Source organism: Pedococcus badiiscoriae (genome assembly GCF_013408925.1).
GTDB classification, from domain to species: Bacteria; Actinomycetota; Actinomycetes; order Actinomycetales; family Dermatophilaceae; genus Pedococcus; species Pedococcus badiiscoriae.
The window spans coordinates 1,133,484-1,147,860 of the sequence record NZ_JACCAB010000001.1 but is presented as its reverse complement, the minus strand read 5'-3'; the positions used below and the strand labels follow the sequence as shown (position 1 = coordinate 1,147,860).

11 protein-coding genes are annotated in these 14,377 nt (G+C 71.1%); all 11 read left to right on the top strand.

The genetic code is table 11. The features are described 5' to 3' along the window. Window positions 1-101 precede the first annotated feature (101 nt). The 11 genes from BJ986_RS05510 to BJ986_RS05460 all read left to right on the top strand — a co-directional run bounded on the left by BJ986_RS05510 (window position 102) and on the right by BJ986_RS05460 (window position 14,294). A complete protein-coding gene (locus tag BJ986_RS05510) occupies window positions 102-911 on the top strand; it encodes a hydroxypyruvate isomerase family protein (RefSeq protein ID WP_202881458.1) in 810 nt (269 codons plus the stop codon). Window positions 912-948: 37 nt separating this feature from the next. Further along, window positions 949-1,866: a 2-hydroxy-3-oxopropionate reductase gene (locus BJ986_RS05505; protein ID WP_337794883.1), complete on the top strand. Its 918-nt coding sequence runs from the start codon at window positions 949-951 to the stop codon at window positions 1,864-1,866. 40 nt (window positions 1,867-1,906) lie between these two features. Continuing rightward, window positions 1,907-3,685 carry a glyoxylate carboligase gene (gene gcl / locus BJ986_RS05500; RefSeq protein WP_179421079.1) on the top strand — a complete coding sequence of 593 codons (1,779 nt, stop codon included), beginning with the start codon at window positions 1,907-1,909 and terminating at the stop codon, window positions 3,683-3,685. A gap of 8 nt (window positions 3,686-3,693) precedes the next feature. After that, window positions 3,694-4,824 carry a glycerate kinase gene (locus BJ986_RS05495; protein ID WP_179421078.1) on the top strand — a complete coding sequence of 377 codons (1,131 nt, stop codon included), beginning with the start codon at window positions 3,694-3,696 and terminating at the stop codon, window positions 4,822-4,824. A 41-nt stretch (window positions 4,825-4,865) separates the two neighbouring features. Continuing rightward, window positions 4,866-5,687 (top strand): fumarylacetoacetate hydrolase family protein, encoded by an 822-nt coding sequence (locus BJ986_RS05490; protein ID WP_337794881.1) that lies wholly within the window; start codon window positions 4,866-4,868, stop codon window positions 5,685-5,687. 16 nt (window positions 5,688-5,703) lie between these two features. After that, entirely contained in the window at window positions 5,704-7,080 is a 1,377-nt protein-coding gene (allB, locus tag BJ986_RS05485) for an allantoinase AllB (protein ID WP_179421076.1), read from the top strand. Beyond that, window positions 7,077-7,940: a bifunctional allantoicase/(S)-ureidoglycine aminohydrolase gene (locus BJ986_RS05480; RefSeq protein ID WP_179421075.1), complete on the top strand. Its 864-nt coding sequence runs from the start codon at window positions 7,077-7,079 to the stop codon at window positions 7,938-7,940. The genes allB and BJ986_RS05480 overlap by 4 nt, the downstream gene beginning before the upstream one ends. Before the next feature lie 204 nt (window positions 7,941-8,144). Beyond that, window positions 8,145-9,716 (top strand): xanthine dehydrogenase small subunit, encoded by a 1,572-nt coding sequence (locus BJ986_RS05475; RefSeq protein ID WP_179421074.1) that lies wholly within the window; start codon window positions 8,145-8,147, stop codon window positions 9,714-9,716. Next, window positions 9,713-12,169, top strand: a complete 2,457-nt coding sequence (gene xdhB / locus BJ986_RS05470) for a xanthine dehydrogenase molybdopterin binding subunit (RefSeq protein ID WP_179421073.1) — start codon at window positions 9,713-9,715, stop codon at window positions 12,167-12,169. The genes BJ986_RS05475 and xdhB overlap by 4 nt, the downstream gene beginning before the upstream one ends. Before the next feature lie 2 nt (window positions 12,170-12,171). Then, a complete protein-coding gene (gene xdhC / locus BJ986_RS05465) occupies window positions 12,172-12,987 on the top strand; it encodes a xanthine dehydrogenase accessory protein XdhC (protein WP_179423519.1) in 816 nt (271 codons plus the stop codon). Further along, a complete protein-coding gene (locus BJ986_RS05460) occupies window positions 12,984-14,294 on the top strand; it encodes a guanine deaminase (protein WP_179421072.1) in 1,311 nt (436 codons plus the stop codon). Before xdhC ends, BJ986_RS05460 begins: the two co-directional genes overlap by 4 nt. Window positions 14,295-14,377: the final 83 nt, after the last annotated feature.

Sequence of the window (14,377 nt, the reverse complement as noted above, 5' to 3'; positions counted from 1 at the left end):
CGACAGGGTTGACGCCCTGTTCGGACGACACTTACCCTCTCACTCATCGGAAAACCGATTCCACAATACGGAAAAAGGAGATTGTCGTGACGGACCACGGACTGCGTTACGAGGTGAACTGCTCGATCCTGTTCACCGAGCTGCCGCTCCTCGAGCGACCCGCCGCCGCGAAGGCCGCCGGCTTCGACGCCGTCGAGTTCTGGTGGCCCTGGCCCGACCAGCCGGTGCCCACCGACGGTGAGGTCGACGCCTTCGTCGGCGCCGTCCAGGACGCCGGGGTGCAGCTGGTCGGGCTCAACTTCTTCGCGGGCGACCTGGCCGGGCCCGACTGCGGAGTGCTGTCGATCCCGGGCCGCGTGCAGCAGTTCCGCGACAACGTCGACGTGACGGTCGGCATCGGCGAGCGGCTGGGTGTCGCGGCCTTCAACGCCCTCTTCGGCAACCGCGTCGAGGGCGTGTCCCCTCAGGAGCAGGACGAGCTCGGCCGCGAGTCGATCGCCTTCGCGGCCAAGGCCGCCGACCGGATCGGGTCGACCGTGCTGGTCGAGTCGGTCAGCGGCCCCAAGCCCTACCCGCTGCGCACCGCTGCGGACGCCGTGGCGGTCGTCGACGACGTGCGCGCCACCGGGGCGAGCAACGTCGGCTTCCTGCTCGACCTCTACCACCTCGCGGCCAACGGCGACGACCTCGACGCAGCCATCGCGGCATACACCGACCGCACCGCGCACGTGCAGATCGCCGACGCGCCCGGTCGCGGCGAGCCCGGCTCGGGCGACCTCGACCTCCAGCGCCACCTCGGCGCCCTCGCCTCGCGTGGGTATGCCGGGTGGGTGGGCCTGGAGTACAAGCCCACCACCGCGACCACCCCCGAGAGCTTCGGCTGGCTGCCGCGCGAGCGCCGCGGCGCCTGAACGCAGCCCCTGAGCTGTGGCCCCTGACGACTGACCTGTGACCGACTGCCGCACCACCACCAAGGAGCACGACATGACCAGCATCGCCTTCATCGGACTCGGCATCATGGGCAGCCCCATGGCCGTCCACCTCCAGGACGCAGGGCACGACGTCACGGGCTACAACCTGCACCCCGACAAGACCCAGCCCCTCGTCGACGCCGGTGGCGCCGCGGCGGCCTCCATCGCGGACGCGGTCCGTGACGCACAGGTGGTCGCGGTCATGGTGCCCGACAGCCCCGACGTGCAGGACGTCCTGCTCGGCGAGGACGGCGTCTTCGCCAACGCGAAGGAGGGCACGCTGGTCATCGACTTCTCCAGCATCCGCCCGGACGTGACCGTCGAGCTCGCGAAGGCCGCGCAGGAGAAGGGCTTCCGCCTCCTGGACGCACCCGTCTCGGGTGGCGAGGCCGGGGCGAAGAACGCCGCGCTGTCGATCATGGTCGGCGGCTCGGCCGAGGACTTCGAGCAGGCCAAGCCGCTCTTCGACGCGGTCGGCAAGACAGTCGTCCACGTCGGAGGCAACGGCGCAGGGCAGACGGTCAAGGCGGCCAACCAGCTCATCGTCGCCGCGAACATCCAGGCCCTGGCCGAGGCGGTCGTCTTCCTCGAGGCCTATGGCGTCGACCTCGGTCCTGCGCTCGACGTGCTCGGTGGGGGCTTGGCCGGCTCGAAGGTGCTCGACCAGAAGCGCGGCAACATGACGACCAGGTCGTTCGAGCCGGGGTTCCGGATCGACCTGCACCACAAGGACCTCGGGATCGTGACCAGCGCAGCCCGTGAGGCAGGGGTGGTCGTACCCCTCGGCGGGCTCGTCGCCCAGTTGATGGCCTCGGCCCGCGCCAACGGCGACGGCGGACTCGACCACTCCGCACTCCTGCGCGGCGTCCAGCGCCTCTCCGGTCAGACCCCCTGACCCACCCACAGACCAGCACCACCAGACCAGGAGCAATCCCATGGCACGCATGACAGCGGCCCAAGCGGCCGTCGAGATCCTCAAGAAGGAAGGGGTGACCCACGTCTTCGGGCTGCCCGGAGCCGCGATCAACCCCTTCTACAAGGCGATGAAGACCAACGGCGGCCTGCACCACACGCTCGCCCGCCACGTCGAGGGCGCCTCGCACATGGCCGAGGGTTACACCCGCGCCAAGGCCGGCAACATCGGCGTCTGCGTCGGCACCAGCGGCCCCGCAGGCACCGACATGATCACCGGCCTCTACTCGGCCAGCGCCGACTCGATCCCGATCCTGTGCATCACCGGCCAGGCGCCCGTCGCCAAGCTGCACAAGGAGGACTTCCAGGCCGTCGACATCGCCTCGATCGCCAAGCCGCTGACCAAGATGGCGGTCACCGTCCTCGAACCCGCCCAGGTGCCGGGCACGTTCCAGCAGGCCTTCCACCTGATGCGCTCGGGTCGGCCCGGCCCGGTCCTGATCGATCTGCCGATCGACGTCCAGATGGCCGAGATCGAGTTCGACGTCGAGACCTACGAGCCGCTGCCGACCTACAAGCCGGCCGCCACGCGACCCCAGGTCGAGAAGGCGCTCGACCTGCTGGCCGCCAGCGAACGCCCGCTGATCGTGGCGGGCGGCGGCATCATCAACGCCGACGCTGCCGACCTGCTGGTCGAGTTCGCCGAGCTGACCGGGGTGCCGGTCGTTCCCACCCTGATGGGGTGGGGCGCGATCCCCGACGACCACGAGCTCAACGCCGGGATGGTGGGGCTGCAGACCAGCCACCGCTACGGCAACGCCACCATGCTCGAGTCCGACTTCGTCCTGGGCGTCGGCAACCGCTGGGCCAACCGGCACACCGGTGACGTCGAGACCTACACGAAGGGCCGGACGTTCGTGCACGTCGACATCGAGCCGACCCAGATCGGACGCGTCTTCGCCCCGGACTACGGGATCGTGTCCGATGCCAAGGCCGCGCTCCAGCTCTTCGTCGAGGTCGCCCGCGAACGGCAGGGTGCCGCTGGGCTCGCCGACCGCAGCGCCTGGGCGCAGTCCTGCCAGGACCGCAAGAGGACCATGCTGCGCAAGACCAACTTCGACGCCACCCCGGTCAAGCCGCAGCGGGTCTACCAGGAGATGAACCGCGCCTTCGGCAAGGACGTCCGCTACGTCTCCACCATCGGGCTGTCCCAGATCCAGGCGGCCCAGCTGCTGCACGTCTACAAGGACCGGCACTGGATCAACGCCGGCCAGGCGGGTCCGCTCGGCTGGACCGTCCCGGCAGCCCTGGGCGTGGCGACGGCAGCCCCGGACGAGACCGTGGTCGCCCTGTCCGGCGACTACGACTTCCAGTTCATGATCGAGGAGCTTGCGGTCGGGGCGCAGTTCAACATCCCCTACATCCACGTCCTGGTGAACAACGCCTACCTCGGCCTGATCCGGCAGTCGCAGCGCGGGTTCGACATGGACTACTGCGTCCAGCTGTCGTTCGACAACATCAACAGTCCCGAGGTCGGCGGCTACGGCGTCGACCACGTCAAGGTCGTCGAAGGCCTGGGCTGCAAGGCGATCCGCGTCACCGACCCTGAGGAGATCTACTCGGCCCTGGAGAAGGCCAAGGGCATGGCGCAGGAGTACCGCGTCCCCGTCGTCGTCGAGGTCATCCTCGAGCGGGTCACCAACGTCTCCATGGGTCTGTCGATCGCCAGCGTGACCGAGTTCGAGGAGCTGGCCGAAGGCGGCGCCGATGCCCCGACCGCGCTCTTCGCGAACCTGGACTAGGGCTGTCGATGCCTCGCGTCCTGCTCGCGCCCGACAAGTTCAAGGGCACCCTGACGGCCGACGAGGTCGCCGGGCACCTCTCGAACGGGCTGCGATCGGTGATGCCCGACGTCGAGGTGGTCGTCGTCCCCGTCGCCGACGGGGGTGACGGCACCCTCGACGCAGCCGTTGCTGCCGGGTTCACCCGTGTGCCGGTGCGGGCCACCGGACCCACGGGGGTCCCGTGCGCCGCGTCCTATGCCCGGCGAGGCACCGACGCCGTGGTCGAGCTGGCCCAGGTGTCCGGGCTGGCCCAGCTGCCCGGGGGCCGGTCGGACGCGCTCGGCGCCACCAGCCGTGGCACCGGCGAGGTCATCGCCGCCGCGCTGGACGCCGGGGCGCGCCGCATCGTCGTCGGGATCGGCGGCAGCGCCTGCACCGATGGCGGTGCCGGGCTCCTGGGTGGGCTCGGTGCGCGCCTGAGCGGCCGCCACGGACGCGCGTTGCGCGACGGCGGTGGAGCTCTCGAGGATGTCGTCTCGCTCGACCTCAGCGAGCTGCACCCGGCGCTGGCCGAGGCCGAGCTCGTGGTCGCCTGCGACGTCGACAACCCCCTCACCGGTCGCACCGGCGCTGCTGCCGTCTACGGCCCGCAGAAGGGTGCGGGCCCTGAGGACGTCGAGCGCCTCGACGCCGCCCTGTCGAGGTGGGCCGCGGTCGTGGCTGCGGCCACGGGTCACGACCACCGCGACCGACCAGGGGCGGGAGCCGCCGGCGGGGTGGGCTTCGCCCTGATGGCCGTGCTCGGAGCCGTGCCCCGGCCCGGTGCGCAGGTCGTCGCCGAGCTCACCGGCCTGGCTGATGCCGTCGGCGCCGCCGACCTCGTCGTGACCGGCGAGGGATCGCTCGACGCCCAGACGCTGCACGGCAAGGCGCCGGCCGCCGTGGCCGCCTTGGCGCGCGACAAGGGCGTGGCCGCCGTGGCAGTGGCGGGGCAGGTCACCTTGACACACGGCGAGCTGGCCGCGGCCGGGCTCTGCGCGGCATACGCGTTGGTCGATGAGGCGGGCACGCGACAGGAGGCCCTGGACGCGCCGGGACCCCTGCTGGAACGCCTCGGCGCGCGCATCGCGCGCGAGCACCTGTGCGGTGTCCGATGAGAGTGGCGCGGGCCGGGCGTCCCGGGTCAGAACGACCCGTCGTGGTGGCCCCGGATGGCAGCCTGCTCGACCTGGGCGGGCACACGGGCGAGGTCGATGGAGCCTTCCTCGGACGGCTCGCGTCCATCGACGCCGACTGCCTCGCACCGTTCCACGGCGACGCCACCCGCTTCGGCGCGCCCTTCACCCGACCGGGCAAGGTCGTCGGGATCGGGCTCAACTACAGGGACCACGCCGCCGAGGCGAGGGTGCCACTGCCCACCGAGCCTGTCGTCTTCCTCAAGGCGTCGACCTCGGTCTGCGGTCCCACCGATGACATCCAGCTGCTGCCGCAGTCGGTCACCACCGACTACGAGGTGGAGCTCGGCGTCATCCTAGGGGCGCCGCTGAAGGACGAGCGCGACCCTGGCCGAGCCCTCGCGGCCGTCGCCGGCTACGTGTTGGCCCACGACGTCTCCGACCGTGCGCTCCAGCTTGAACGCGGAGGCACCTGGACCAAGGGCAAGTCGGCCGACACGTTCTGCCCGGTCGGCCCGTGGCTGGTCACCCCCGACGAGCTGGGCGACCCCGCCGACGTACGCCTGCGGTTGTCGGTCAACGACGCGCCTCGCCAGGACGGGTGGACCGGCGACATGCTCTTCTCCGTGCCCGAGCTGCTCTGCTACGTCAGCGGCCTCATGACGCTCGAGCCCGGAGACCTCGTCATCACCGGCACCCCTGCGGGGGTGGCGATGGGGCAGCCGGAGCCGAAGCCCTACCTGCGTCACGGGGACCTCGTCTGCGTTGACGGCGGCGTGCTCGGCCGCCATCGCAACAGGGTCGTGGACGCGGTTCGTTCCGCCACACCGGCAGCGGCGAGCTGAGGCAGGGATTACGGTCATGGCAAGTGCGGTGGACGGCTCCGGGAAGAGGTCGGGCGTGACGGCAGAAGTGGTGCTCCGGGCGAGGCGCGCCGTCGTCGACGGGGCCGAGGTGGCCGTCGCGGTCTCGGTCGCGGACGGGCGGATCGTGGCCATCGACCCGTACGACACGGACGTGCCCGGTGCCCGCGTCGTCGAGCTGAAAGACGACGAGGTGCTGCTGCCGGGTCTCGTCGACGCCCACGTGCACGTCAACGAACCAGGTCGCACCGACTGGGAGGGCTTCGCGAGCGCCACCCGTGCCGCAGCGGCCGGCGGCGTCACGACGATCATCGACATGCCGCTCAACTCGATCCCGCCAACGGTCACGGTGGCCGCGCTGAAGGAGAAGCGGGCCGTGGCCCGCGACCAGTCCTACGTCGACGTGGGTTTCTGGGGCGGGGCCGTGCCCGGCAACCTGCCAGACCTGCGACCGCTCCACGAGGCTGGCGTGTTCGGCTTCAAGTGCTTCCTGCTGCACTCCGGCGTCGACGAGTTCCCCCACCTGTCCGCCTCCGAGCTGCGCGAGGCGCTCGCGGAGACAGCCACGTTCGACGCGCTCGTCATCGTGCACGCCGAGGACGAGCAGACCATCGAGTCCGCGCCCCCGCCGCACGGCCAGGGGTATGCCGGGTTCCTGGGTTCGCGTCCGAAGGAGGCCGAGGAGCGGGCCATCTCCGAGGTGATCGACGCGACGCGGGAGACGGGTGGACGGGCGCACATCCTCCACCTGTCCGATGCCGACGCGATCCCCTTGATCGCCAAGGCCCAGGCCGAAGGGCTGCGGCTGTCGGTCGAGACCTGCCCGCACTACCTCACGCTCGACGCGGAGCAGATCCCCGACGGTGCGACGCAGTTCAAGTGCTGCCCTCCGATCCGCGAGCACGACAACCAGGACCGGCTCTGGGCGGGTCTCGAGGACGGCGTGATCCGCACCATCGTGTCGGACCACTCGCCGTGCACCGAGGACCTCAAGAAGTTCGACTCCGGAGACTTCGGCGAGGCATGGGGTGGCATCGCCGGGCTCCAGCTCGGCCTGCCCGCGGTGTGGACCGAGGCGCGCTCGCGAGGACACTCACTCGCCGACGTCGTGCGCTGGATGGGCGAGGGACCGGCCGACCAGGTGGGGCTGTTCGAGCGCGGGCGGATCTCCGTCGGCGCGACCGCGGACCTCGTCGTGTTCGCGCCCGACGAGTCGTTCACCGTCGACGTCGCCTCCCTGCGGCACAAGAACCCCGTGTCGGCGTATACCGGCCGCACGCTCACCGGGGCGGTGCGCCAGACCTGGCTGCACGGCATACCGGTCGACATCGAGGCCGACCCGCGCGGTCGGCTCCTGACGAGAGGACAGTCATGACGACGCCCCGGGACACGACGACCCCCACCACCACTCCTCACTACGCCGTCCCCGCCGGAGGTCTGCCGCCGCAGACCCAGCTGACCACGGACCGTGCGGTGTTCACCGAGGCCTACGCCGTCCTGCCGCGGGGGACGATGACCGACATCGTCACCAGCCTCCTGCCGTTCTGGGACAAGACCAGGCTGTGGGTCATCGCCCGACCACTGTCCGGGTTCTCGGAGACCTTCTCCCAGTACGTCGTCGAGGTCTCGCCCGGCGGTGGGTCCGACAAGCCGGAGCTCGACCCTCGGGCCGAAGGGGTGCTGTTCGTCGTGGCAGGCGGCCTGACCCTGACCCTCGGCGAGGCCACCCATGAGCTGGCGGAGGGCGGCTACGCATTCATCCCGCCGGGGCAGGTGTGGACCCTGCACAACCGCGGCGCGGACACGGCGACCTTCCACTGGATCCGCAAGGCCTACCAGGCTGTCGAGGGCATCGACGCGCCGGAGGCCTTTGTCACCAACGAGTCCGACGTCGTCCCGGGCGAGATGCCCGGCACGAATGGCGCGTGGACCACGCAGCGTTTCGCCGACCCGACCGACATCCGTCACGACATGCACGTGAACATCGTCAACTTCCAGCCAGGCGGGGCGATCCCCTTCCCGGAGACCCACGTCATGGAGCACGGGCTGTACGTCCTCGAGGGCAAGGCGATGTATCTGCTCAACGACGACTGGGTCGAGGTGCAGGCAGGTGACTTCATGTGGCTGCGTGCCTTCTGCCCGCAGGCCTGCTACGCCGGAGGGCCCGGTCGTTTCCGGTACCTGCTGTACAAGGACGTCAACCGCCACGCGGTGCTCAGTCGCCAGCTCCTGTAGGCAGCGGGATTCCATATTGCGAAATCTCTCTCTCGAAACTCTTGCTTCAACAGTTTGTTGAGACGTATCGTTCTCGAGAACCAACGACAGGGCCGTCGTTCGGCATGGATAACCGGCGGACCCACTCCTGTCCCGAACCATGCCCCTCGGCAATGACGCCTGGGGGATGATGGTCCCCAAGGACGGGGCGACGGGAGTTGCGCGATGGCGGCAGCGAACACGCACAGGGTCAGCGAGCAGGGTGTCAATGGGCACGGTGTCACTGTCAACGGGGCGCCGCGTGCCCTCGACGGCACGGACCCGAGCACCACGACCCTCGACTGGCTGCGGGCCCAAGGGCTGACCGGCGCCAAGGAGGGGTGCGCCGAGGGGGAGTGCGGCGCCTGCTCGATCATGGTGGCTCGTCCCACCGAGGGCTCCGGTACTCAGTGGACCGCGATCAACGCCTGCCTGGTCCCTGTCGCCGCGCTCGACGGCCAGGAGGTCGTGACCTCCGAGGGGCTCGGCCGGCCGGACTCGCTGCACCCGGTGCAGCGTGAGATGGCTGTCCGCGGTGGGTCGCAGTGTGGCTACTGCACGCCGGGCTTCGTCTGCAGCATGGCCGCCGAGTACTACCGCGAGGGACGGTGCGCCCCATCCGCCGCCCCCTCCGCTGCCGTACCCGACCCGTCGCAGAACGGCCACGAGCCCGCCGCCACCGCGAACGCGCCGGGCCGTGACGCCGACAGCGAGCAACCTGACCACGAGCACGGGCCCAATGGGTTCGACCTGCACGCGCTGTCGGGCAACCTGTGTCGCTGCACCGGTTACCGCCCCATCCGCGACGCCGCCTACGCCCTGCGCCAGCCCGCCGCCGACGACCCGTATGCCGCGCGGCTGGCTGCCGCACCGCCCGCCGCCCGCGCCACCCGACTCGACGGCGCGACCGGCACGTTCGCGCGGCCGGGCGACCTCGCTGAGGCACTGGCCCTGCTGGCCGAGCACCCCGACGCCGTCCTGGTGGCCGGGTCGACCGACTGGGGGGTCGAGGTCAACCTCCGCGGCGCGCGCACCCCCTTCGCCATCGGCATCGACCGCCTGCCCGAGCTTCGCACGCTCGACCTCGGCGAGGACAGCATCGAGATCGGCGCCGCCCTCAGCCTCAGTGAGGCCGAGTGGGGCCTGGCCGGCCGGATCCCGTTGCTGGACCAGATGTTCCCGCAGTTCGCCTCCCGCCTGATCCGCAACGGCGCGACCATCGGCGGCAACCTCGGCACCGGCTCACCGATCGGTGACACGCCGCCGGCCCTGCTCGCCCTCGAGGCCGTCGTGGTGCTCGCCTCGGCCGACGGCGAGCGCGAGGTGCCGCTGGCCGACTACTTCACCGGCTACCGCCAGACCGTCAAGCGCGAAGGTGAGCTGATCCGCGCGGTGCGGATCCCGTTGCCGCTCAGCGAGGTCACGGCCTTCCACAAGATCGCCAAGCGTCGCTTCGACGACATCTCCAGCGTGGCGGTCGGCTTCGCCCTCGACCTGGCTGACGGCGTCGTGGCCAAGGCCCGGATCGGCCTCGGCGGCGTTGCCGCCACCCCCATCCGGGCTCTGGCCACCGAGGCCGCGCTCGAGGGCCGGGCGTGGAGCGCCGAGGTCGTTCGCGAGGCTGCGGCGGTGATGCGCGGGGAAGGCACGCCGATGGACGACCACCGTGCCAGCGCGGCATACCGCGCGGCGACACTGGGGACCGCGCTCCTCAAGCTCCGTGCCGAGACCGCGCTGCAGCAGGAGGTCGGAGCATGAGCGCCCTGTCCGAACGCCCCGCCAATCCTGTTGTCGGGCAGGAGATCCCGCACGAGGCCGCATCGCTGCACGTGACCGGCGAGGCGCTCTACACCGACGACCTCGCGGTCCGCACGCACGGCATCCTCCACGCCCACCCCGTGCAGGCGCCCCACGCGCACGCCCGGGTCACCCGGCTCCTCACCGCTCCGGCGCTCGACGTGCCGGGCGTGGTGCGCGTGCTCACGGCCGACGACGTGCCGGGCGTCAACGACGCCGGGGTGAAGCACGACGAGCCGCTGTTCCCCTCCGAGGTCATGTTCTTCGGTCACGCCGTGTGCTGGGTGCTCGGCGAGACCCTGGAGGCCGCCCGGCTGGGCTCGCTCGCGGTCGAGGTCGACTACGAGCCACTGCCGTCCCTGGTGACCGTCCGAGAGGCGATCGAGGCCGGGAGCTTCCAGGGCGGGCAGCCGCACATGGAGCGTGGCGACATCGAGGCCGGGTTCGCCGGCGCGGCCCACGTCTTCAGCGGCGAGTTCGAGTTCGCGGGGCAGGAGCACTTCTACCTCGAGACGCACTGCTCGATCGCACTCGTCGACGAGAACGGCCAGATCTTCGTCCAGTGCTCGACGCAGCACCCGACCGAGACCCAGGACATCGTCGCGCACGTGCTCGGCCTGCCCAGCCACGCGGTGACGGTCCAGTGCCTGCGGATGGGAGGCGGCTTCGGGGGCAAGGAGATGCAACCCCACGGGTATGCCGCGATCGCGGCCCTCGGCGCCACCCTCACAGGCCGCCCGGTACGGCTGCGGCTCAACCGCACCCAGGACATGACCATGTCCGGGAAGCGGCACGGGTTCCACGCCCAGTGGCGGGTCGCGTTCGACGACTCCGGGATGCTGCAGGCACTCGACGCGACACTCACCTCCGACGGCGGTTGGAGCCTCGACCTGTCCGAGCCGGTGCTGGCGCGCGCGCTCTGCCACATCGACAACGCCTACTGGATCCCGAACGTGCGGGTGAACGGCCGGATCGCCAGGACCAACAAGACGTCACAGACGGCGTTCCGTGGCTTCGGTGGACCCCAGGGGATGCTGGTTATCGAGGACATCCTCGGCCGGTGTGCCCCCCAGCTGGGGATCGACCCGATCGAGCTGCGGTCGCGCAACTTCTACACCGACGGGCAGTCGACCCCCTACGGCCAGCCGGTGCGTCACCCCGAGCGGGTCGCCATCTGCTGGGACCAGGTGCTCACGACCGGTGACGTGGCAGCGCGCAAGGCCGAGATCGCGGCATACAACGCCTCGCACGAGCACTCCAAGCGCGCCCTCGCGATGACGCCCGTGAAGTTCGGGATCTCGTTCAACTTCACGTCGTTCAACCAGGCCGGCGCCCTCGTCCACGTCTACAAGGACGGCTCGGTGCTGATCACCCACGGCGGCACCGAGATGGGGCAGGGCCTGCACACCAAGATGCTCCAGGTTGCCGCCACCACGCTGGGCGTGCCCCTGTCGACCGTGCGGCTGGCCCCGACCCGCACCGACAAGGTGCCCAACACCTCGGCCACGGCCGCCAGCTCCGGAGCCGACCTCAACGGTGGCGCAGTCAAGGACGCGTGCGAGCAGATCATCGAGCGGCTGCGCGCGGTCGCCGCGGGCAGGCTCGGCGTGCACCCGGCGGACGTGCGGTTCAGTGACGGCCACGTGGGCAAGGTCGGCGGTGGTGACACCGTGCCGTGGGCCGACCTGGTGAACCAGGCCTACTTCCAACGGATCCAGCTGTGGGCGGCGGGGTTCTACCGCACCGAGGGGCTGCACTGGGACTCCACGGCGATGCACGGTTCGCCGTTCAAGTACTTCTCCTACGGGGTGGCCGCCAGCGAGGTCGAGGTCGACGAGTTCACCGGTGCCTATCGCCTGCGGCGGGTCGACATCGTGCACGACGTGGGCGACTCGCTCTCGCCGCTGGTGGACATCGGACAGGTCGAGGGTGCGTTCGTCCAGGGCGCCGGCTGGCTGACGCTGGAGGACCTGCGCTGGGACGAGTCGGACCGGCCGACCCGAGGCCGGCTGGCCACCCAGGCGGCGAGCACCTACAAGCTGCCCAGCTTCTCCGAGATGCCCGAGGTCTTCAACGTGGCGCTGCTCGAGCGCGCCCACGAGGACGGCGCCGTCTACGGTTCGAAGGCCGTCGGCGAGCCGCCGCTGATGCTCGCGTTCTCGGTGCGGGAGGCGCTGCGCGAGGCTGCGGCTGCGTTCGGCCCGGCGGGGACCTCGGTCGACCTCGCCTCGCCGGCGACTCCCGAAGCGGTCTTCTGGGCCGTCCAGGAGGCCAGGGGTGGGGCCGAGCCGCCGCACATGACCGCGATGGTCGAGGGTGCCCCCGGCATGGAGCCCGACCAGCCCGACGCCGACGCGGCCCCGCTGCGGCCGCACTCGGAGCAAGCCGCCCAGCCGGCCAGGGCGGGGACGTGACCGTGGAGTGGCTGTCCGCCGTCGAACGGCTCCGTCGCGAGCGCCGGCCGGGCGTCCTCGTGACGCTGACCTCCGTCAGGGGTCACTCGCCGCGCGAGGCCGGGGCGAAGATGGTCGTCGGCGTCGGCGCGACCTGGGGCAGCATCGGTGGCGGCAACCTCGAAGCCACCGCCGTCGCGCGGGCTCGGGTGATGCTGGACGAGTCGACCGTCGCGCCCGAGCAGATCTCGTTGTCCCTCAACGACAAGGCACCCGCCGAGCACGGCCAGCAGTGCTGCGGCGGCGAGGTGCAGGTGCTCCTCGAGCCGCTCGCGGTGGTGCCGGCGGTGGCGATCTTCGGCATCGGCCACGTCGGCCTCGAGCTCGCCCGCATCCTCGCCCGGCATGACCTGGAGCTCCACCTCGTCGACTCCCGGGCCGACCAGCTCGGCCACGACCGGCTCGGCGTGCTCGACGACTCGACGGCCCGGGTGCACGTGCACCACGCCCCGGTGCCGGAGCTCGTCCTGGGGCAGGTCCCCCACGGCACCCACGTCCTCGTGATGACGCACGACCACGCCGAGGACGCGGCCCTGTGCGACGGCGCCCTGCGCTGTCAGCACCTGGGGTCGATCGGGCTCATCGGGTCGTCGGCCAAGTGGTCCCGGTTCCGCCAGCGCCTTGCGGCTGAGGGACATTCGGAGGCCGACCTGGCCCGCATCCAGACCCCGATCGGGCTCGCGGACCTGACGGGAAAGGACCCCGCCACGATCGCACTCAGCGTCGCCGCCGACCTGGTCCGCGTCGTCGAGTCCGAGCGGTCGCAGGTTGCGCGATGACCCTCTTCCGGGCCACCGTGCTCGACACCCCGGACGACCCCTTCGAGGGAGGGGCACTGCGCGCCCAGGAGGACTGCGGGCTGCTCGTCGAGGGCGGCGTGATCGTCGCGCGGGGAGACTTCGCGGAGCTGCGCGCCCTGCACCCCCACGCGGACGTGATCGACCTGCGCGAGGGCATGGTGCTGCCGGGTCTCGTGGACACGCATGTGCACTTCCCGCAGGTGCGCGTGATCGGCGGACTCGGAATGCCGCTGCTCGACTGGCTCGACCAGTGTGCGCTGCCCGAGGAGATGCGGCTGGCCGACGTCGACATGGCACGTGGGGTGGCCAGGGACTTCGTCACCGGCCTCGTCGACGCCGGCACCACCACCGCTCTCGTCTTCGGATCGCATTTCGCCCCGGCGGTGGACGTGATGTTCGAGGCAGCGGACTTGTGGGGCCTGCGGGTCACCACGGGCCTGGTCACCTCCGACCGGATCCTGCCCGAGCCGCTGCTCACCACGCCGCAGCGCGCCTACGAGGAGTCGCGTGACCTCGCCTCCCGCTGGCACGGCAAGGGCCGCCTGCGGTATGCCGTGACACCTCGCTTCTCGTTGTCCGCCAGCGACGCGATCCTCGAGTCGTGCGCCACGACGTTCCGTGAGGTGGAGGGATCCTGGTTCACGTCCCACGTCAACGAGAACACCGCCGAGGTCGCGGAGGTCGCACAGCTGTTCGGCGGCGCGGCATACGTCGACACCTATGACCACCACGGGCTGCTGAGCCCCCGCTCGGTGCTGGCGCACAACGTGCACCCCACCGACCCCGAGCTCGCGACCCTCGCCGCACGTGGGGCATCGGTCGCGCACTGCCCGACCAGCAACTCCGCGCTGGGGAGCGGGCTGTTTCCGCTGCGCAGGCACGTCGAGGCCGGGGTGCAGGTCGCGATGGGCTCCGACGTCGGCGCCGGCACGGGCTTCTCGATGCTCAAGGAGGGTCTGCAGGCCTACTTCATGCAACGCCTACTCGGCGACGTCGGGCTGCCGCTGACGTCCGCGCACCTGCTCTGGCTGTGCACGTCCGCGGGCGCCCGCGCGCTCGGCCTGGGTCACGAGGTCGGGGACCTGTCGGTGGGCAAGCAGTTCGACGCCATCTGGCTGCTGCCGCAGGCGGGGGACCCGCTCGCCGTCGGGATGGGCAACGCCAAGTCGGCCGACGACGCGCTCTCCAAGGTGTTCGCCCTCGGCACGACCTCCGACATCGGTGGCGTCTGGGTGGGCGGCGACCAGATCGCGGCCGGCCGCTGGCGGATGCCCCGCCGCACCTGACGCACCCACCCGTCCCTCGGTCCCCGCCCTCCGCCCCGCCCCTCCGCTGCTCCGTCCCCTGCCCCTAACCTCTGCTAGCAGAA

Excerpts from the sequence above, each read along its gene's own strand:
- gcl (WP_179421079.1), top strand. The coding sequence starts at position 1,907 with ATGGCACGCATGACAGCGGCCCAAGCGGCCGTCGAGATCCTCAAGAAG.
- BJ986_RS05495 (WP_179421078.1), top strand. The coding sequence starts at position 3,694 with ATGCCTCGCGTCCTGCTCGCGCCCGACAAGTTCAAGGGCACCCTGACG.
- allB (WP_179421076.1), top strand. The coding sequence starts at position 5,704 with ATGGCAAGTGCGGTGGACGGCTCCGGGAAGAGGTCGGGCGTGACGGCA.
- BJ986_RS05480 (WP_179421075.1), top strand. The coding sequence starts at position 7,077 with ATGACGACGCCCCGGGACACGACGACCCCCACCACCACTCCTCACTAC.
- BJ986_RS05475 (WP_179421074.1), top strand. The coding sequence starts at position 8,145 with ATGGCGGCAGCGAACACGCACAGGGTCAGCGAGCAGGGTGTCAATGGG.
- xdhB (WP_179421073.1), top strand. The coding sequence starts at position 9,713 with ATGAGCGCCCTGTCCGAACGCCCCGCCAATCCTGTTGTCGGGCAGGAG.
- BJ986_RS05460 (WP_179421072.1), top strand. The coding sequence starts at position 12,984 with ATGACCCTCTTCCGGGCCACCGTGCTCGACACCCCGGACGACCCCTTC.